The sequence below is a fragment of the Kribbella antiqua genome (assembly GCF_004345665.1).
GTDB lineage: Bacteria > Actinomycetota > Actinomycetes > Propionibacteriales > Kribbellaceae > Kribbella > Kribbella antiqua.
In genome coordinates, this window is the sequence record NZ_SLWR01000012.1 from 225,006 (window position 1) to 242,604 (window position 17,599).

Here is a 17,599-nt window from a genome sequence, read left to right on the forward strand (position 1 = left end):
GGCGCATCGCCTGTCCGTCCAGTACTACCCGTTCTTAGGTACGGCCATTGGGCAGGTGGGCTTCGAACGTGGCGCCGCCTGTGGGGGAGGTGTGGATTTGGATGGTGCCGTGGTGGTGGGTGATGACTTCGGCGACTATGGCCAGGCCTAGGCCGGTGCCGCCGGTGGGGCGGGAGCGGTCGGGGGTCAGGCGGACGAAGCGGTCGAAGACGTGGGCTCGGTCGGCGACGGGGATGCCCGGGCCGTCGTCGGAGATGGTGAGTACGACGGTGTCGTCCGACTCCGACAGGCTGAAGTCGATCTGAGTGCGGGCATGCCTGGCCGCATTCTCGGTGAGGTTGTGGATCATTCGGGCCAAGGCGGTTTCGTCACCGAGGATCTGGCCGGCGGAAACGGCCGAGGTGTCGACGACCAGTTTTGTTGCCTCACGCAACCGTCGCGCCTCGGCGAAGAGCAGGTCGTCCAGGTCGACCGGCGTACGTGATGGTTCGGGGCCTGCTTCGTCGGAGCGGGCCAACAGCAAGAGATCGTCGACGAGTTGTTGCATGCGCAGGTCTTCGGCCAGGACGGTCGACGCCAACTCGTCGACGGTGGTGCGGTCGGGGTGAGCCTGCGCGACTTCGGCATGCTGGCGGATCGCCGCGATCGGTGAACGCAGCTCATGCGACGCATCGGACACGAAGTGCTGCTGACTTTCCCGGGAACGCTGCAGCCGGTCGAGCATGCGATTCATGGTCCGCGCCAGCCGCCCGATCTCATCCTTGCGTGCGGCGGGAACGCGCCGATGCAATTCGGAAGCAGTGATCCCGTCGACTTCGCGGCGGATCGCGGTCACCGGCGCGAGCACCCGCCCGGTCACAACCCACGTCACCCCGCCGACGATCAGCATCATCAGCGGCACCCCGACCACGAGCACCCGTCGTACGAACCGGGTTGAATCCAGGACGTCGACCAGCGGCCGCCCGACGATCACCTCGGCATCAGCCCTCACCGGAGCAGCGGCGAAGACGAAATCCTCTGTGTAGCCAGGAGGTTCGACCGAGACACACCCGGTGCCGGGCGAGGCGAGCCTGGCTTCATCTCCTGCATGAACCAGTTGCACCAACTCTCTCGCGGTCGACTGGTCCGCAACACCCGAAGCCGCCACCTGAGACGCCCGCTCCCGCGCGTCCGCGCACACCTGATCCGTCAGCACAGCGCCCAGCAGCGCGACGAGCACCAAGGCGCCCGCCACCAACGCGAGGCCAACGACCAGCACCGCCGCAAGCGTCACCCGCACACGCATCGCCAGACCTCCCTTCACTCCGCCAGAAGGCGCACTCGCATCGTCAGACCTCCGAGAAGCGGTAGCCCGAGCCGCGGACGGTGGTGATGGAGTTGGTGCCGAGCTTCACGCGAAGGCGCCGGATGTAGACCTCGACGATGTTCGGGTCGCCGTCGAAGTCGTCGTCCCAGACGTGCTCGAGGATCGTCCGCTTCGACACGACCTCACCGCGTCGACGGATCAAGAACTCCAGCAGCGACAGCTCCCGCGCCGTCAGCACCAGCTCCTGCCCACCCAACCAAGCCCGCCGAGCCGCAGGATCGAGCCGCAGCTCCCCGGCCTCCAGCACCGCCGGTCGCTCCGCCGCACCCCGCCGTACCAGAGCTCGCAGCCGGGCGATCAGAACGGCGTACGAGAATGGCTTGGTCAGATAGTCATCGGCTCCGAGGTCGAGCGCGCGGACCTGATCGGTGTCGGCATCCCTTGCCGTGAGCATCAGAATCGGCGTCCACACCCGCTCGGCCCGCAGCGCCGCGCAGATCTCGAACCCGTCGATCTCCGGCAGCATCAGATCCAGCAGTACGACGTCGTACCCGTGCTCGCGGGCGAACCACAGCCCGTCGGACCCGGTCAGCGCGACGTCGACGGCGTACCCCTCGGCTTCCAGGCCGCTCCGCAGCCCCGTGGCGAGCCGCGGCTCGTCCTCCACCACCAACGCCCGCATCATCCACACCTCCAGGCGATCCTCTTACATAGTGGCTGAACCCCGGCTGAATTCAGCAAGGGTTCAGCACCACCGACCTACCGTCGGCCTCATGGCGAGCATTGAGGCGAGAGGCCTCAGCAAGCGGTACGGCGCGCGCAACGCCCTCGACGGACTCACCTTCGCCACCGACCCCGGCGAGGTGGTCGGCCTGCTGGGGCCCAATGGCGCCGGCAAGACCACCACGATCCGGCTGCTCACCACGATCCTCGAACCGACCGCCGGAACCTTCACCGTGGCAGGCATTCCGGGCGATCGACCGACTGAGATCAGGCGCCGGATCGGCGTACTCCCGGAGAGCGCCGGCTATCCGCCACGGCAGACCGGCGCTGAGTACCTCCGGTACGCCGCGAGGCTCTATAGCCGACGTGATGCACGCGATGTGGCCGACCGGTTGCTCACCGACGTCGGGCTGGGTGATCGCGCGGGTTCCCGGATCTCGTCGTACAGCCGGGGCATGAAGCAACGACTCGGGATCGCCCGCGCATTGATCAACGATCCAGCGGTGGTCTTCCTCGACGAGCCGACGCTCGGGCTGGACCCGGCCGGCCAGCGGGAGATTCTCGCCACGATCGGGGAGATCGCCGTACGGCGGAATGCGACGGTCGTGCTGTCGACGCACACGCTGACCGAGGTCGAGCAGGTCTGCGGCAGCGTACTCATCCTCGACCACGGCAAGCTGCGCACGGCCGGTCCGATCGGTGAGGTCGTCGGTGCGGGGAGTCTGAGCGACGCGTTCCTGAGGCTCACGGAGGAGGCGGATCATGACTAGGGTGATCGCCGGGCAGGAGTGCCGAGACCTGTGGATCGGCGGCCGCGGGCCCGTGCTGGTGTTCGGGTTCAGCGTGCTGCTCAGCGCGATGACGTACCTGGCCGCGACGAACCGGGCGATGAACTTCCTCGAACAGCGCGAGGCGGTCAACCTCACCGTCCAGGTCGCGCTGGCGGTGGGTGTACTGCTGACGGTCGTGGTCAGCGCGGACGCGATCAGTGGCGAACGCGAGCGCGGGACCTTCGAGGCTCTGCTCCTCACACCGGTCCCACGCCGCGCGATCATCGTCGGAAAGTTGATCGCCGCGACCACGATGTGGCTGGCCTGCGTCGTCGTGACGATCCCGTATCTGTGGGTTCTCGGCCGGGGTGTCGCCGGCGTCGGTCCGGCGGTGCTGCTCGCGCTGACCGTCGGGACGCTGGTCGCGACCGGGCTCGGCGGGATCGGCTTGCTGTTCAGCGCGGGCGCGAACTCCAACAAGACCAGCCTGGCAGGCGGGTTGCTGCTGCTTCTCGTGCTGTTCGCGCCGACCCAGCTCCCGGCACTTCCGAAGACCGGAGTCGGCGAGGTGATCACCCGAATCAACCCGATCGGGTCGGCGCTGCACTACGTCTCCCAGATCCTCGTGAGCCAACGCAACTGGACCCACGACCTCAGCTACCTGGCCTCTCCGGTCCTGATCGCTCTGCTCGTCACGGGAGTCGTCATCGTCGCCGGACCACGACTCGTCCGACTGACCGCGGGGTTGAAATGAACCCGCTCTATGCCCTGCTCCTGCTGTCCGATCCCACGATCACGACGAGCCCTGACGACCTCACCGCCGTCGTCGGACAGACCCTCACGGTGGAATCAGTCGTCAGCTCGGACCGGCCCGGCATCGCACACCTCAACGTCGCCAGCCTCGACGGCGTGTACGTCGATTTGGAGGACTGGTCGCAAGAGGTCACCAAAGCAGTTCCCGCTCATGAGACCCAGCTGGAGTGGGAGTTCCAGGCCGTCAATCCCGGACGTTTCGTGGTGTACGTCGTACTGATCCCGGAGCACGGCTCCCTCGTCGCCGGCCCGCCCGTCCACGTCACCGTTGCGCGCCGCGAGACCCTCGACACCGGCAGCGCAGTACCGGTAGCGATCGCAGTACCGGCACTACTCGGTGCTCTGACTGTCATCGGCCGGGTAAGAATGGGGCGACGAGACTCTGGGAGGAACTCTTGAGCAAGCTTTCTCACCCGCAGCCGGAGGGTGTTGCTCCGGGCAACGGATACAGCCACGTGGCGACCGGTCCCGGCCGCTGGGTCGCGATCGCCGGCCAGGTCGCACTCGATGCCGACGGCAACTTCGTCGGCTTCGGCGATCCGGCGGCTCAGGCCCGGCAGGTGTTCGCCAACCTGGACGCCTGCCTCAAAGCAGCCGGCGCCACCTTTGCCGACGTGGTCAAACTGAACCTCTACGTCACCGACATCGGCTACCTCCCCGCCATCCGCACCGTCCGCGACGAGTACGTCGACACCACCAACCCACCCGCCAGCACCGCCGTCCAGGTAGTCGCCCTCTTCAGCCCCAACGCCCTCCTCGAAGTCGAGGCCTACGCGATCGTCGACGCCTAGCCCTCGCCCACTCCAGCCACTTGATGGGTTAACCCCTTGAGCTGGGGGGCCGGCGGGTTTAGCGGAGGAGGTCTACGGCCAGGCGGGCGGCTTCGCCGATGGCGGCGTCTACTCGGGGTTGGCGGAAGTCGCCGCGGGCGGCCTGGGTGAAGATGGCGAGCGCGAAAGCAGCACCGCCTGGCAGGGTGACTACGCCGACCTCGTGCCGCAAGGCACCGAAGGTCCCGGTCTTCCCGGCGACGCGTACGCCGTCGTGCGGGAAGCCTGAGGCGATCCGGTGCTGGAACACCTGCCGATGCATCGTCGCCTGCACAAACGACGTCTGCTCGGCCGACAACAGTTCCCCCGCCCAGAGGAGCCGCAACAGCAACGTCATGTCCCGCGGACTGCTCGCCGATGCGTTCGCCGCTTCGTACACCCCGTCCGGATCCGTCTGATCGTTGTCAGCCAGTACGGCGAGCGCCGCATCCGGATCGTCCAACCCGGTACGACGCTGCAGATCACGCAGGTGCCCGGCAGTCCCCCGCCGTACCCACGTACGCCGTAGGCCGAAAGACTCCAGCATTGACGCCAGCCGCCGCAGCCCGACCAGGTCGAGCAGTGCATCCGCGGCGGCGTTGTCCGACACCGTCATCATCGACACCGCCAGATCCCGCAGCGACATCGTCACCGGATCCGCCAGCGCCGACAGCCCGGTCGGACCGGCCGTCCGCGCCGACGGATCCAGCGTCAGCTGCTCAGTGGGATCCACCTCGCCCAGATCCACCAGCCGGCAGAACCCAGCGAGCAGCGGGAGCTTGTAGACAGACGCCATCGGTACGATGTCATCCGCATCGACCTCGACAGTCGCCGAAGGCTCATCCAGGGCGACCGCATGCAGCCACCCACGCACTCCGGCGTCTTCGAAGACCGCGCGAACCCTGGCGTTCACGACGACACCAGGGCGTTCGTGAGCTGCGCCATCACGTCCGCCGGCCGGAGGAACGGCGTACGCGTCCTGGACCACACCAATCGGAGCCGGACCGGCAGCGGATCGTCCACCAAGCTGTGCCGACCCACGCCGGGTGCGGTCAACGACGGATCGGCCGTCACCACGATCGCCTGACCCGCCGCCGCCATCGCCAGCCCAGATCGCTCATCGGTGACGACCACTGTCCCGCCTTCCGGCCGATGCAACGCGAGCGTGTCCAGGAAGAGATCGCGTGCCGCCGGCGCCTCAGCCCGCGGCCGTACGGCGATCGGCAACCCCTTCAACCGCCGCAGCGTCACCTCTGAACCGTCGTCATCCAGGAACGACGCCGGCACCAGCGCCCACGTCGGCAACAACGTGACCGCCCCCGCCTCGAGCCCATCCAGTACGGCGGGATGCAGTACGGCGGCCAACGTCAACCGCCCGGCCGAGACCTGACCGACGAGCGAGCTGGTCGGCGCCGACACCACGGTCACTCGGCTGCCCGGGATCGCCGCCGCACACGCAGCCGCCACCGCTGCACCCGCCGACGGCGGCACCTCCGGCGCCAACCCGAGCCGGATCTCCGGCCCCTCCGGATCCCGCGCGATCGCCGCCTGATGTAACTCCTCGATCGAGGTCAACGCCCGACGCGCGTACGGCAGCAATGCAGCACCGGCCGGCGTCAGCTCGACCCGCCCCTGACCGCGTTCGAACAGCTTCGCGCCGACGAGCGCCTCCAGCCGCCGTAGCCCCTGGGACAGCGGCGGCTGGGTGATGCCGACGACCCGGGCCGCGTCGCCGAAGTGCTGCTCCTCGGCCAGCGCGATAAAGATCTGCAGATGCCTTTCAGTCAGCATGACCCAGCTGACCTGCGCTGATATCTCCAGCCAATCGCTGCATGCGCAAGATCCTATTCGACATGCCTCGGCGCCGTCGCCTTCACTGATCGCCCGCAGACGAACAGGAGACAGCGTGAAGTTGAGTCGTAGAGGCATGCTCACCGGAGCCGCCGCGGTCGGGGCCACCGGCGTGATCGGCCTGGCCACCCGCGGCGAGGCGGCAACAACCCAGGCAACAACTCAGGCGACGACCCCGGCGACGACCGAGGTGACCAGGGAGCCCGTGGAGCTCACCTGGTTCGGGACTCATGCGTGGCAAATCCGCTCCGGCGAGCACATCGTCCTGACCGACCCATGGCTGACCCGATTCAAGACCGGCACCTTCACCCCGGAGGGCGCGAACCCCAGGACCCAACTGGTGATCAATCGTGCCGTGATCGACCGCTACCTCACCACGGCCGACGCAATCCTGGTCCACCACGGCCATTACGACCACATGACCGACGTCCCGTACGTCGCTCGCAAAACCCAAGCCACCGTCCTCGGCACCCAATCCCACGTCAACATGCTCCGCGCGCTCCAAGCACCAAAGGACCTCCTGTCACCTGTGCGCGGCGGCGAATACCTGCCCTTCGAAGGCTTCACCGTCGAGGTCTTCCCATCCCTCCACTCCTGCGGCGGGAAGCGCCACACCTACGCCTACCCCGGCTACCGGCTGGACCGCGTCCCACCCCGCCCACGCGTGATCGAGGACCTCGTCGAGGGCGGCACGCTCGCCTACGTCATCTCGATCGGTGGGCTGCGCATCCTCAGCCTGAGTACGGCGAACTTCGACCCGAACGCTCTGAAAGACCTGCGGGTGGACGTCGTCCTGGCCGCACCCGGCGGCGAGCCGGGCATCACCGACCGGCTGCTCACGACGATCAAGCCGGTGCAGAAAGTCATCGCCACGCACTGGGACGACTTCGACCAGCCGCTGGACGAGCCAGCCGTCCCCTGGACCGACCTGACGAAGCTCCGCACCTCGGTCGAGACCGCCGGCGCGGAGTTCGTCGTACTGGATCACCTGGAGAAGGTCAGCCTTTGACCCGGTAGTGGTACTGCGAGACTGTGCGGAAGCCGAGGCGGTCGTAGAGGGCCTTGGCGGGTTCGTTGGCGGCGACGACCTGGAGCCAGGCCCAGTGGATCCCCAAGGTTGTTGCCTCCTGCAACAGAGCACGAATGACGGCGAGGGCGAGGCCCTGCCGGCGGAAGCGCTCGTCGACGGCGAGGCAGTACAACCCGGCCGAGTCGTCCACGAGCGCGAGCCGCCCAATCGCCTTGACCGGTCCGGTCGACGGCATCACGGCGTACAGCGCACGGCTGCGATTGAGGATCTGCCGCGCGACACTCTTCTGGTCCGGGCCGCCTTTGCCGTCGACCCGCCACCAGAAGTCCATCCAGTCATCGTCGGGCGCCGAGGATATATTCACCTCGACCGTCTCGGCGGGAAGCTTCGCGAGTACGTCGGAGATCTCGGCGCACTGCACCAGCGTCGGGTTCACCACTTGATACCCGCGCGCTTCGAGCTGGTCGTCCAGATCGGTCGGCTGCGCGGCTGGCGAGACCTGAAACGACGGCCGGATGCCATGCGCGTCGTACAGATTTTCCGCGTAATCCAAGGCGCGCCCGAGGTCGAACGGGGCGCTCGTGGGCAGCACCGAGTTCGCCCGCAGGGTCACGCCGCGGTTGCGTCGGAGCAGCCAGCCATCGAGTTCGGTCTTGGCCTCCGCGGGCCACCCCTGGTTCATCAGGCTGTCCATGCGCGCTGCTGTTATCACTCGCCCAAGCGTAGAATCAAGCGAATCAATTTGCAATCGATTGGATGATTATTCATCCACGCTGAATAGCCGCGACCGCGTCCGCGAGCAGGTCGATGCCCTCGGCAACCGCCTTGGGCGTCAGGCCGCCGTACCCGAAGACCAGCCCGGCCGGCCCGGGCGGGGACATCCAGTACGACGCGAGTCCGTAGACGCCGAGCCCACGTTCCAAGGCCGCCTGCGTCACCGCGGCCTCGGACAGACCCACGGGCAACCACGTCAGCACGTGCAGGCCGGCCGAAACACCGACGGGCACCAGTTCCGGTACGCGCGCCGCCAGCCGATCGACCAGCATATCCCGCAACTCCCGATACCGCGGCCGCATCCGGCGCAGGTGACGGTCGAACTCGCCGCGCGCCACGAAATCCGCGAACGCCAACTGATCCAGCACCGGCGACCCGCGGTCGTCCATCACCTTCGCCGCCGACATCGCGTCGACCAGCCGACCCGGCATGATGAGCCAGCCCAACCGGAGCCCCGGCGCCAGCGTCTTGCTCGCGGTCCCGGCGTACACGACGCGATCCGGCGCCAGCCCCTGCATCGCACCGATCGGTTCCCGGTCGTACCGGTACTCGGCGTCGTAGTCGTCCTCGACGATCAACCCGTCCCGCCGAGCCGCCCACGCAACCAGCGCCGCCCGGGTCTCCGCCGACGCCACCGCCCCGGTCGGGAACTGATGTGCCGCAGTCACCAGTACGATGTCCGCCCCGGACTGCTCGAGCCCGTCGACATCGATCCCGCTCTCCAGGACTGGTACGCCGACCACGTCCAGCCCGGCGGCAGCCGCGACCTCACGCAGTTCGTTGTCCGATGGATCCTCGACCGCGAGTCGTCGATAGCCCTGCTTGGCCAGGACCTGAAGCAAGAGGCGCGACCCCTGCGCGAAGCCGTTGCAGATCAGCATGTTCTCGGGCCTGGCCGCCGTACCGCGCACCCGATTCAGGTAGTCGGCCAGCGCCTGCCGCAACTCCAAGGCGCCGCGACCGTCCAGATAGGCAAAGCTCATGTGCGGCGTCTCGTTCAGGACCTTCCGGATCGACCGCAACCAGGCGGCGCGCGGGAACTGGGACACGTCCGGCCGGCTGTACTTGAAGTCGATCCTCGGCGGACCACCCTTGGCCTGCTGAGCCTGACCTGGTTCGACCAGTGCGACGTCCGCGACTTGGGTGTAGCCGCCGCCCCGGCTGACCAGATACCCCTCGGCCACCAGCTGCTGGTAGGCCTCGACTACGACACCTCGGGACAGCCCGAGGTCCTCCGCGAGCGCCCGGGTCGACGGCATCACCGTCTCGGCTCGCAGCAGCCCCTGCCGGATCCGCTCCCGGATCCCGCCCTCCAGCTGCTGATGCAGCGGTACGCCGGCATCCCGGCGGAGCTCGACGAGGAGCTCACCGGCGCCGAAACTGGTCCTGGTTCGGCTCACGAAACTGGACCTTATCGGAGTACCGCTTCGCTGTCAGGGTGGTGGACAGAACCCACTGACCAAGGAGCGTAAGAATGACCACGATCTTGCGGGCCGGCGACCCCGGCTACGACGAAGCCCGGACCGTCTGGAACGCGATGATCGACCGTCGCCCGGTCGCGATCGCCCGCTGCCACACCACCGAGGACGTCGTCGAGGCAGTCCGGTTCGCCCGGACCTCCGGCCTCGAGATCGGCGTCCGCTGCGGCGGCCACAACATCGCCGGCCTCGCCGTACCGGACGGCGGCCTGATGATCGACCTCACCCCGATGAACGCGGTCCACGTCGACCCTGATCGGAAGCTGGCCTCGGTTCAGGGCGGCGCGCTGCTCGGCGAGCTCGACCGAGCCGCGCAGAAATACGGTCTGGCGACCACCGCCGGCAACGTCTCGCACACCGGCGTCGGCGGTCTCACGCTCGGCGGCGGCATGGGCTGGCTCGCCCGGCAATTCGGGCTCGCCTGCGACAACGTGGCGTCGTACGAGCTGGTGACGGCGGACGGCGAGGTCGTGCGCGCGAGCGCCACCGAGAACCCTGAGCTGTTCTGGGGTCTGCGCGGTGGTGGCGGCAACTTCGGGATCGTCACGTCGTTCGAGTTCCGGTTGCACGAGGTCGGAACTCGGGCGTTGGTTGCCGAGTTCACCTATCCGCTGCGGGCCGGGTTCGCCGTACTGCGGGGATGGCGCGAGCTGAACGAGTCGGCGCCGCGGCAGGCGACGTTCACCGCGAGCATCACCGCGGACTCCGTCACGGTCGGATATGTGTGGGTCGGTGAGGGCGGCTACAAGCTGCTGCCTGCCTTCCGCGCGCTCGGGCCGGTCCTGTGCGAGCAGGTCGAGGAGACGCCGTACCTGACGCTGCAGAGCCGCGACGACAACGTGCAGGGTCACCGCTACCGCCGCTACTGGAAGGGCCACTACTTCAAGGCGCTGACCGACGACGCGATCCGCGCGCTGCTCCAGAACCCGGGAGTCTCCGCGAGCCTGCAGGCGTACGGCGGTGCGATCGCCGACGTACCGGATGACGACGCGGCCTTCAGCCATCGGGACACGCTGTTCGAGTTCGTCACCGCGACCCGCTGGGAGGACCCGGCCGAGGACGAGGCCCGCATCTCCACGCTCCGCGAGTACGCCGCGGCCCTGACGCCGTACGCCGATGGGGCTTACGTCAACACGCTCAACGGCGACCCGATCAACCGCGCCTTCCCGCCGGCGAAACTCGCCCGGCTGGTCGCGCTCAAGACGGCGTACGACCCGGAGAATGTCTTCCACCTCAACCAGAACATCCGCCCCAGCGAGGCGGCCACCTGCGTCGCGGCATGATGGAGGTGTGACGACTGAACTGACGCCGGAGCTGGCCAGCACGATCGAGGAGGCATTCGCTCGGCGGGACCGGTCGAACATGCAGCCGACGATCGACTTCTTCGAGAACCTGCTCGCCGAACATCCCGGCAATCCTTATGTGCTCTACGAAGTGGGCGGCTCGTACGACACCGACGGCCAGGAGGAGAAGGCGGTCGGGTACTACGAGCAGGCGCTGCCCGGACTGACCGGGGAGACGCGGCGGAAGTGCCTGCTGCAATACGGCAGCACCTTGCGCAACCTGGACCGATTCGACGAGTCGCTGGATGTTTTCAAGACGGCGTGCGCGGAGTTCCCAGAGTCGGACTCGCTGCGGGTGTTCAAGTCGCTGACGCTGCACGCGGCGGGGCACAAGGACAAGGCGCTGGCGACGCTGCTGCTGGTGATCGCCGACCGCCTGGAGACGCCGGAGATCAAGCGCTACGAAGCAGCGATCCGCGGCAACGCTGACTACCTCGCCAACCTCTGAGCCCCACCCCCACCCCTCAGCCGCCCCTCGACCCACGCCATTTGATGGGTTCACCCATCAAATGGCGGGTTCGCCCCCGGTATACGGGCGGGGAACCCGCCATTTGGCTGGCGGACCCACCAAACGCGGATCGACCGGCGGCGGCTCGGCGGGCGGCTCGGCGGGCGGCTCGGCGGGCGGCGGGGGTGGGTGGTTTGGGCGGGGGTGCGGGGGTACCGGGCGGGCGAAGCGAGCGAGAGGGGTGAGTCATGAAGAAGGCACGGGATCTGATGACAGCCGGTGCCACCTGCGTGAACGAGAACGAGACGCTGGTCGATGCCGCCCGCAAGATGCGCGATCTCGACGTCGGTGCGCTGCCGATCTGCGGCGAGGACAACCGGCTGCACGGGATGCTCACCGACCGCGACATCGTGATCCGCTGCATCGCCGAAGGTGGCGACCCGGCGACGGCGACGGCGCGTCAGTTCGAGCAGGGCAAGCCGGTGACCATCGGCGCTGACGACAGCGTCGACGAGGCGCTCAAGATGATGACCGAGCACCAGATCCGGCGGCTGCCGGTGATCGACGGTCACCAGCTCGTCGGCATGCTGTCGCAGGCCGACGTCGCGCGGGAGATGTCAGGCAAGAAGACGGGCGAGACCGTCTCGAAGATCTCTCAACCGGCCTGAGTCGGAATCAGGGCTTGCGGGCCACGCCGCCGTACAGGACTCGGCGGGCGTCGGCCTGCAAGTCGTCGTCAGGGGCCTCGCCACCAGGCGGGGCCCACTCGAACAGCCGGACCACCCCGGGCTCCAGCAGCTCCAGATCGCCGAAGAACGACCCGATCTCCGCCGGCGTCCGGAACCTCAGGTTCGGGAACGACGACTTGACCTTGTCCTCGATGACCGTCGCCAGCTCGGCGGCGGGACTGCCGTCGCGCGGGTTGCCCGCGTGGCTGATGGCCAGATACGACCCGGGCGGCAGGACTTCCAGGTACTTCTGCATGATCTCGCGCGTCTGGTTGGTGTCCGGTATGTGATGAAGCATCAGCGCCATCACCAGTGCGACCGGCTCACCGGCCTCCAGTAGCCGCGCCACCGGCGGGTCTCCGAGTACGTCGTCCGGCCGGGTCAGATCGGCGGCGGTGAAGTAGGTCTGGGCGTTGTCCAGGAGTAGCGCCCGGCCGTGTGCGATCACCGCCGGGTCGTTGTCGACGTACACGACCTCCGCGGCCGGGTTGAAGCCCTGAGCGATCTGGTGTGTGTTCTGCGCGGTCGGCAGGCCGGAGCCGGCGTCGATGAACCGGCTGACACCGGCGTCCCGGGCCAGCCACGTGATCACCCGGCCGAGCCAGCGCCGGTTCTCCCGGGCCCACTCCGGCGTCTCCGGCGCGATCTCCAGGATCTGCCGGTACAGCGCCCGGTCGACCTCGTAGTTGTCCTTGCCGCCGAGGGCGTAGTCGTACACCCGGGCAACGCTCGGCCGGGTCGTGTCGATCCCAGGCGCGACCACGCCGTCGCCCTTGGGATGGTCCGCCACGCTCTCTCCTCGCCGTCGGCCGGCTCGACTTACGGCGAGAGTACCCCACGGGTTGTCACCTCTTCACCACGAAGAGTTCAAAGTGTGTAAAACCTCAACCCACAAGGCGATCTCAGCAGGCGCAGGCGATCCCGCGTGGAGCCGTGAGCGGATCGGCCGGCCGCCGTTCGATGCCGTCGGCGGTCTCCACCGGCAGCCCCTCCCGCGCCCAGTACTCGAATCCGCCGATCATCTCCTTCACCGGATACCCGAGCTTGGCGAACTCCAGCGCCGCCTTCGTCGCCCCGTTGCAGCCGGGCCCCCAGCAGTACGTCACCACAGTGACACCCGCCGGTACGACGGAAGCCGCGCGTACGGCGATCTCCCGGGTCGGCAGGTGGATCGCGCCCGGCACGTGGCCCTGGTCCCAGCTCTCCTGGCTCCGGCTGTCGATCAGCACCCAGCCCTCAACGCCCGCGCCGATGTCCGCGGCCACGTCCGACACGTCCGCCTCGAACGACAACCGCCCGGCGAAGTGCGCGACGGCCGCGGCGGAGTCGGCAGCGGGCGTCTGCAGCACGGCCGAGGTGCTTGTGTGCAGGTCAGCGGTCATTCGGCAGCTCCTTCATCGATCGGGGAGCCACCAGCTTCTGCTATCCGCCGCCGGTGTGAAAGTGGCAGAAATGCCCTAGTGCAACAAGATTCAGCCACGCTCGCTGATCCGGGCCCGTGCCCGGGCGACCTTGATCGCCGCCTTCAGCGTCTCGACGTCGTACGCACCATAGTGTCGCTGGCCGTTGACGAAGAACGTCGGCGTACCGGACACGCCGCTCAGGTCCGCTGACTCCACATCCTGAGCCACCCGCGCCGCCGCGACATGCCGCTTCACGTCGTCGTGCAGCTTGTCGTGGTCCAGCCCGAGCTCCTCGGCGTACCGGAGCAGGTCCTTCGGCTGCAGGTTCTCCTGGTTGGCCAGCAGTATGTCGTGCATCTCCCAGAACGCGCCCTGCGCAGCCGCCGCCTCGGCCACCTCCGCCGCGATCTGCGCCCGCGGATGCACATCCGACAGCGGCAGGTGCCGCCATACGTACCGCAGGTCGTCGTCCTGCAGCAGATCCCGTACGACGGGCTCGGCCATCCCGCAGTACGGGCACTCGAAATCGCCGTACTCGACCAGGGTCACCGACGCCGACTCCGGACCGCGGATGTGGTCCCGCTCGGGATCCACCGGCTCGGCCAGGTCGACCAACTGCTCCGCATCACCGAGCAGAGCCAGCGCCTTCTTCGGCGGGCTCAGGAGCTTCGCGGCCCGGAACACGAGCCAGGTGAGCACCGAAGCGACCACCACCGCCGACAGCAGCCCGAGCTTCGCCTCGGCCAGCGCCGGTCCCTCGAACGCGATCGTTGCGATGAGCAAGGAAACGGTGAACCCCATGCCGGCGATCGTGCCGCTGCCGATCACCGCCGCCCAGCCGACCAGCGGTCGGTAGCGCCCACCGCTGAGCCGGGCCAGCAGCCAGGACGCGACCGTCACCGCGACGGGCTTCCCGACCACGAACCCGATCAGGATGCCAAGGGTGATCGGCGAGGTGTACGCCTGGCCGAGGAAGTCCAGGTCGACCTTGATGCCCGCGTTGGCCAGTCCGAACAGCGGCACGATCAGGTAGCTGACCCACGGGTGGTAGAGGTACTGCAGCCGCTCGTTCGGCGAGATCGTCGCAGTCAGCCCGACGGTCGCGGACCGGGCCAGCTCCGGCGTCGGCTGCTCGCGAAACAGCCGGAACTGACCGGTCGCCTGCTCGAGTTCCTCACGTCCTGGCGTGTACGCCGGAGCCGTCAGACCAATCGCGAGTCCGGCCACCACGGCGTCGACGCCACTGTCGAGCAAGGCAGCCCAGGTGACGACGCCAAGTACGACGTACGCCCACGCCTTGCGAATCCGCAGTACGGCGAGAACCAGGACCGCGGCGAAGGCGACGATCGCGACCGCGAGTGGCTTCAAGGCGATGTCTTCGCTGTAGACGACGGCGATGACAAGGAGCGCGAGCAGGTCGTCGACCACGAACACGGTCAGTAGGAAGACCCTGACGCGATCCGGTAGGCCGCGACCGACCAGCGCGAGCAGGCCGAGCGCGAGCGCGGTGTCGGTCGACATCGCGACACCCCAGCCGTGCGCACCCTCACCGCCGGCGTTGAAGGCGAGGTAGATGAGCACCGGCACGACCATCCCGGCGACACCGGCCAGCAGCGGCAGCACGAACCGGCTGCGCTCCCGCAGATCGCCGAGGTCGAACTCGCGCCGCGCCTCCAGTCCGACCACCAGGAAGAACAGCGTCATCAGGCCGCTGTTGATCCACTCCCGCAGACCCATGCCCAGCACGTCGTGGCCGAGCTCGATCGACAGCTCGGTCCGCCAGAATTCGTCGTACGAACCGGGTGCGAGATTGGCCCAGAGCAGGGCGAGCACGATGGCTGCGGCGAGCACGCCGGAGCTGCCCGCTTCGGTCCGCAGGAAGGCACGCAACGGTGCCGCGAACTCCCGCCGCCAGTTGGTCCGTCCGCTGAGCAGCGCCGGGAAGTCCGTCATGGGCTCCACTGTATAGTTCTGGGTTGAGGCTCCCAGAACTATTGGGGTGGGCAGTCCGCTAACGGTTCGGGGCTCCGGACCTGCATGATGTGTGCCTGAGGATCACTCCAGCCACGGGGTGCGCCCGGCATCAGTTTGCGCCTGACTGGAGTCCCTTGCATGACCGATCCTGACGTGGTGACGACGTCGGCGGACGCTTTTGCCCGCCTGGCCGTCGAACTACATGACGCGCCGGGGGTGGAGGAGACGATCGACGCCGTCGTGCAATTCGCCCTCCAGGCGCTGAAGTGCAGCTACGCCGGCGTGGCTCTGTACACCCGTAACTCCCGTCCCGAGATCGCCGCGGTCACCGACCCGGTCGTCGCCGATGTCTACAACCTGCAGATCAACACCCAGAGTGGCCCACTCGTCACCGCACTACGCGACCGTACGACGATCCTGATCCGCGACACCACCGCCGACCCCCGTTGGCCCGAGTGGGCCGCGACCGTCGCCGCCCTCGGTGTCCGCAGCGTCCTCGACGTACCGCTGGCCACCGGCAGCCGCTCGACCGTCGGCGTACTCGGCCTCTACAGCCCGGCCGCCGACGCCTTCAGCGAAGACGACGAAGCCATCGCCCACATCCTGGCCCGGCACGCCTCGGTCGCGGTCGCCTCCGCCCGCCACGAAGAAACCATGGCCCAAGCCGTCGACGCCCGAAAACTCGTCGGCCAAGCGATGGGCATCCTGATGGAACGCTTCGACATCGACGGCGACCAAGCCTTCGCCGTCCTCAAGCGCTACTCCCAAGACACCAACACCAAACTCCGAGACGTAGCCCAACAACTCATAGACACCCGCCGCCTCCCCCACTGACAACCTCACACTTTGGTGGGGTGTCTCGTCGTAGCTGGTATGAGCACACGACAAGACGAAGCTGATATCAGAGGGCGGATCGAGACGTTGCTGGCGGCTGTTCGGGGTGGGGATTTGGAGGGGTTGAAGCCTCTCTTTGCTCCGGAGCTTGTGTCGTTCGACATTGTGCCGCCGTTGCAGCATCTGGGGGCCGAGGCGAAGTGGAAGAACTGGGCGGATGTGTTCACGTTCTACCAGCCGCCACTTGGGTATGAGGTGCGGGAGCTGACGGTCACCGTGGGTGGGGATGTGGCGTTCGCACACAGTCTCAATCACGTCAGCGGGACGTTGCCGGATGGCGGCAAGAGCGACTACTGGCTTCGGTGGACGTCGGGGTGGCGGAAGATCGACGGCGAATGGTTCATCGTGCACGACCAGGTGTCGGTGCCGACGGACTTCATCACCGGCCGCTCGGTGCTGGATCTGCAGCCGTGATGGAGTCAGTCAACGCAAATCTGCGACCGGGCACCGCGCGGCGTCGTACATGCGCGTTGGCGCCACTCGCAATCGGTGAGAATTCCAGCTGAGCCCGGGCGAGACCGTTGATGATTTCCGCACGGCTGACAACGAAAGCCTTTTGCCGACCGCTCGGTTAAACGCTTTTCTCGCGCCCTGGACCACGGGAGTTCCGGCCGAGCAGCTGCGGATTGTCCGCGTCGCCGACTACAAGTTTCATGCTCAATTAGCTGACCGGTGGCGAGACCGCCGGGTGTTCCTGCTCGGCGACGCCGCCCACCTGACGCCGCCGTTCATCGGGCAGGGCATGGGCGCCGGTCTCCGCGACGCGGCGAACCTCGCCTGGAAGCTCGCCGCCGTCCTGGCCGGCGATCTGCCTGAGAGCGTGCTCACCAGCTATGAGACCGAGCGGCGGCCGCATGCTCGAGCGCTGAGCTGCTCCGAACTGGTCGACCGGAAGGCATTCCGCCATGGACTCGCCGGACGCCTGTGCCCGAACGCACTCCTCGGTGACGGCCGGCGTCTGGACCACGTCGCCGCGGGTCGTTTCGCCTTCGTCACCAGGCGTTCACCGTCCGACAAAGTTCGTGCCACGCTCAACGATCGGGACGTCGTACTGATCGTGGCGCGGCCGGGGGACGAACTGCACCGTTGGCTGCGGCGTTGGCGCGCGTACGGTGCCCTGGTCCGGCCGGACGGGACTGTCCAGCGGGCGGGACGACGCGTCATTGAATCGATCAATTGACCTTTTCGATCGATCAATTGAGCGCCTGCGGGAAATATCCGGAAACAGCCGGAGCTTTCCGGCCCGATCCGGGGC

Annotated in this window: 20 protein-coding genes; 11 read left to right on the forward strand and 9 right to left on the reverse strand. The window is 67.7% G+C overall.

The window, feature by feature from the left end:
* Positions 1-34: 34 nt before the first annotated feature.
* Entirely contained in the window at positions 35-1,285 is a 1,251-nt protein-coding gene (locus EV646_RS31335; protein ID WP_132155024.1) for a sensor histidine kinase, read from the reverse strand.
* A gap of 43 nt (positions 1,286-1,328) precedes the next feature.
* Positions 1,329-1,988 carry a response regulator transcription factor gene (locus EV646_RS31340; RefSeq protein ID WP_132155026.1) on the reverse strand — a complete coding sequence of 220 codons (660 nt, stop codon included), beginning with the start codon at positions 1,986-1,988 and terminating at the stop codon, positions 1,329-1,331.
* A gap of 91 nt (positions 1,989-2,079) precedes the next feature.
* Between EV646_RS31340 and EV646_RS31345 the strand changes: the two genes are divergently transcribed.
* From EV646_RS31345 to EV646_RS31360, 4 genes are read left to right on the forward strand one after another with little or no spacing between them, the layout of a single operon-like run.
* Positions 2,080-2,799, forward strand: coding sequence for an ABC transporter ATP-binding protein (locus EV646_RS31345; protein WP_132155028.1), 720 nt, complete (start codon positions 2,080-2,082; stop codon positions 2,797-2,799).
* Positions 2,792-3,553: an ABC transporter permease gene (locus EV646_RS31350; RefSeq protein ID WP_241996443.1), complete on the forward strand. Its 762-nt coding sequence runs from the start codon at positions 2,792-2,794 to the stop codon at positions 3,551-3,553. Before EV646_RS31345 ends, EV646_RS31350 begins: the two co-directional genes overlap by 8 nt.
* Positions 3,550-4,011, forward strand: a complete 462-nt coding sequence (locus EV646_RS31355) for a hypothetical protein (RefSeq protein WP_132155032.1) — start codon at positions 3,550-3,552, stop codon at positions 4,009-4,011. Before EV646_RS31350 ends, EV646_RS31355 begins: the two co-directional genes overlap by 4 nt.
* Positions 4,008-4,403: a RidA family protein gene (locus EV646_RS31360; RefSeq protein WP_132155034.1), complete on the forward strand. Its 396-nt coding sequence runs from the start codon at positions 4,008-4,010 to the stop codon at positions 4,401-4,403. Before EV646_RS31355 ends, EV646_RS31360 begins: the two co-directional genes overlap by 4 nt.
* 58 nt (positions 4,404-4,461) lie before the next feature.
* Here the strand turns inward: EV646_RS31360 and EV646_RS31365 are convergent, their stop codons facing one another.
* Positions 4,462-5,334, reverse strand: coding sequence for a serine hydrolase (locus EV646_RS31365; RefSeq protein ID WP_132155036.1), 873 nt, complete (start codon positions 5,332-5,334; stop codon positions 4,462-4,464).
* Positions 5,331-6,212, reverse strand: coding sequence for a LysR family transcriptional regulator (locus EV646_RS31370; protein WP_132155038.1), 882 nt, complete (start codon positions 6,210-6,212; stop codon positions 5,331-5,333). Before EV646_RS31370 ends, EV646_RS31365 begins: the two co-directional genes overlap by 4 nt.
* A gap of 115 nt (positions 6,213-6,327) precedes the next feature.
* Here EV646_RS31370 and EV646_RS31375 point away from each other — a divergent pair, with 115 nt between their 5' ends.
* Positions 6,328-7,281 (forward strand): MBL fold metallo-hydrolase, encoded by a 954-nt coding sequence (locus tag EV646_RS31375; RefSeq protein ID WP_241996444.1) that lies wholly within the window; start codon positions 6,328-6,330, stop codon positions 7,279-7,281.
* Here the strand turns inward: EV646_RS31375 and EV646_RS31380 are convergent.
* Both EV646_RS31380 and pdxR read right to left on the reverse strand, forming a co-directional pair.
* Positions 7,271-7,996: a GNAT family N-acetyltransferase gene (locus tag EV646_RS31380; RefSeq protein WP_132155040.1), complete on the reverse strand. Its 726-nt coding sequence runs from the start codon at positions 7,994-7,996 to the stop codon at positions 7,271-7,273. The genes EV646_RS31375 and EV646_RS31380 overlap by 11 nt on opposite strands.
* Before the next feature lie 70 nt (positions 7,997-8,066).
* Entirely contained in the window at positions 8,067-9,476 is a 1,410-nt protein-coding gene (gene pdxR / locus EV646_RS31385; protein ID WP_132155042.1) for a MocR-like pyridoxine biosynthesis transcription factor PdxR, read from the reverse strand.
* Between the two features lie 74 nt (positions 9,477-9,550).
* Here pdxR and EV646_RS31390 point away from each other — a divergent pair, with 74 nt between their 5' ends.
* The 3 genes from EV646_RS31390 (at position 9,551) to EV646_RS31400 (ending at position 12,013) form a co-directional block, all read left to right on the forward strand.
* Positions 9,551-10,837, forward strand: a complete 1,287-nt coding sequence (locus tag EV646_RS31390; RefSeq protein ID WP_132155044.1) for an FAD-binding oxidoreductase — start codon at positions 9,551-9,553, stop codon at positions 10,835-10,837.
* Between the two features lie 7 nt (positions 10,838-10,844).
* The gene (locus EV646_RS31395; RefSeq protein WP_241996445.1) at positions 10,845-11,345 is read left to right on the forward strand and encodes a tetratricopeptide repeat protein; all 501 of its coding nucleotides are present in this window, start codon (positions 10,845-10,847) and stop codon (positions 11,343-11,345) included.
* Positions 11,346-11,593: 248 nt separating this feature from the next.
* Entirely contained in the window at positions 11,594-12,013 is a 420-nt protein-coding gene (locus tag EV646_RS31400) for a CBS domain-containing protein (protein WP_132155048.1), read from the forward strand.
* A gap of 7 nt (positions 12,014-12,020) precedes the next feature.
* Here EV646_RS31400 and EV646_RS31405 read toward each other — a convergent pair whose 3' ends face one another.
* The 3 genes from EV646_RS31405 to nhaA all read right to left on the reverse strand — a co-directional run bounded on the left by EV646_RS31405 (position 12,021) and on the right by nhaA (position 15,429).
* A complete protein-coding gene (locus tag EV646_RS31405) occupies positions 12,021-12,863 on the reverse strand; it encodes an SAM-dependent methyltransferase (RefSeq protein ID WP_132155050.1) in 843 nt (280 codons plus the stop codon).
* A gap of 112 nt (positions 12,864-12,975) precedes the next feature.
* Positions 12,976-13,455: a rhodanese-like domain-containing protein gene (locus tag EV646_RS31410; protein ID WP_132155052.1), complete on the reverse strand. Its 480-nt coding sequence runs from the start codon at positions 13,453-13,455 to the stop codon at positions 12,976-12,978.
* 90 nt (positions 13,456-13,545) lie between these two features.
* Positions 13,546-15,429: a Na+/H+ antiporter NhaA gene (gene nhaA, locus EV646_RS31415; protein WP_132155054.1), complete on the reverse strand. Its 1,884-nt coding sequence runs from the start codon at positions 15,427-15,429 to the stop codon at positions 13,546-13,548.
* Positions 15,430-15,588: 159 nt separating this feature from the next.
* Here nhaA and EV646_RS31420 point away from each other — a divergent pair, with 159 nt between their 5' ends.
* From EV646_RS31420 to EV646_RS31430, 3 genes are all read left to right on the forward strand, one after another.
* Complete coding sequence (locus tag EV646_RS31420) at positions 15,589-16,284, forward strand: GAF and ANTAR domain-containing protein (protein ID WP_132155056.1); 696 nt, start codon at positions 15,589-15,591, stop codon at positions 16,282-16,284.
* Positions 16,285-16,323: 39 nt separating this feature from the next.
* Positions 16,324-16,758, forward strand: a complete 435-nt coding sequence (locus EV646_RS31425) for a YybH family protein (protein WP_132155058.1) — start codon at positions 16,324-16,326, stop codon at positions 16,756-16,758.
* A 142-nt stretch (positions 16,759-16,900) separates the two neighbouring features.
* Positions 16,901-17,524, forward strand: coding sequence for an FAD-dependent monooxygenase (locus EV646_RS31430; protein WP_241996446.1), 624 nt, complete (start codon positions 16,901-16,903; stop codon positions 17,522-17,524).
* Positions 17,525-17,599: the final 75 nt, after the last annotated feature.

Bases quoted from the DNA above. Each gene is read 5' to 3' on its own strand.
- EV646_RS31410 (WP_132155052.1), bottom strand. From the start codon at position 13,455: ATGACCGCTGACCTGCACACAAGCACCTCGGCCGTGCTGCAGACGCCC.
- EV646_RS31400 (WP_132155048.1), top strand. From the start codon at position 11,594: ATGAAGAAGGCACGGGATCTGATGACAGCCGGTGCCACCTGCGTGAAC.
- nhaA (WP_132155054.1), bottom strand. From the start codon at position 15,429: ATGACGGACTTCCCGGCGCTGCTCAGCGGACGGACCAACTGGCGGCGG.
- EV646_RS31390 (WP_132155044.1), top strand. From the start codon at position 9,551: ATGACCACGATCTTGCGGGCCGGCGACCCCGGCTACGACGAAGCCCGG.
- EV646_RS31350 (WP_241996443.1), top strand. From the start codon at position 2,792: ATGACTAGGGTGATCGCCGGGCAGGAGTGCCGAGACCTGTGGATCGGC.
- EV646_RS31345 (WP_132155028.1), top strand. From the start codon at position 2,080: ATGGCGAGCATTGAGGCGAGAGGCCTCAGCAAGCGGTACGGCGCGCGC.
- EV646_RS31370 (WP_132155038.1), bottom strand. From the start codon at position 6,212: ATGCTGACTGAAAGGCATCTGCAGATCTTTATCGCGCTGGCCGAGGAG.
- EV646_RS31420 (WP_132155056.1), top strand. From the start codon at position 15,589: ATGACCGATCCTGACGTGGTGACGACGTCGGCGGACGCTTTTGCCCGC.
- EV646_RS31380 (WP_132155040.1), bottom strand. From the start codon at position 7,996: ATGGACAGCCTGATGAACCAGGGGTGGCCCGCGGAGGCCAAGACCGAA.
- EV646_RS31355 (WP_132155032.1), top strand. From the start codon at position 3,550: ATGAACCCGCTCTATGCCCTGCTCCTGCTGTCCGATCCCACGATCACG.
- EV646_RS31340 (WP_132155026.1), bottom strand. From the start codon at position 1,988: ATGCGGGCGTTGGTGGTGGAGGACGAGCCGCGGCTCGCCACGGGGCTG.
- EV646_RS31335 (WP_132155024.1), bottom strand. From the start codon at position 1,285: ATGCGTGTGCGGGTGACGCTTGCGGCGGTGCTGGTCGTTGGCCTCGCG.
- EV646_RS31425 (WP_132155058.1), top strand. From the start codon at position 16,324: ATGAGCACACGACAAGACGAAGCTGATATCAGAGGGCGGATCGAGACG.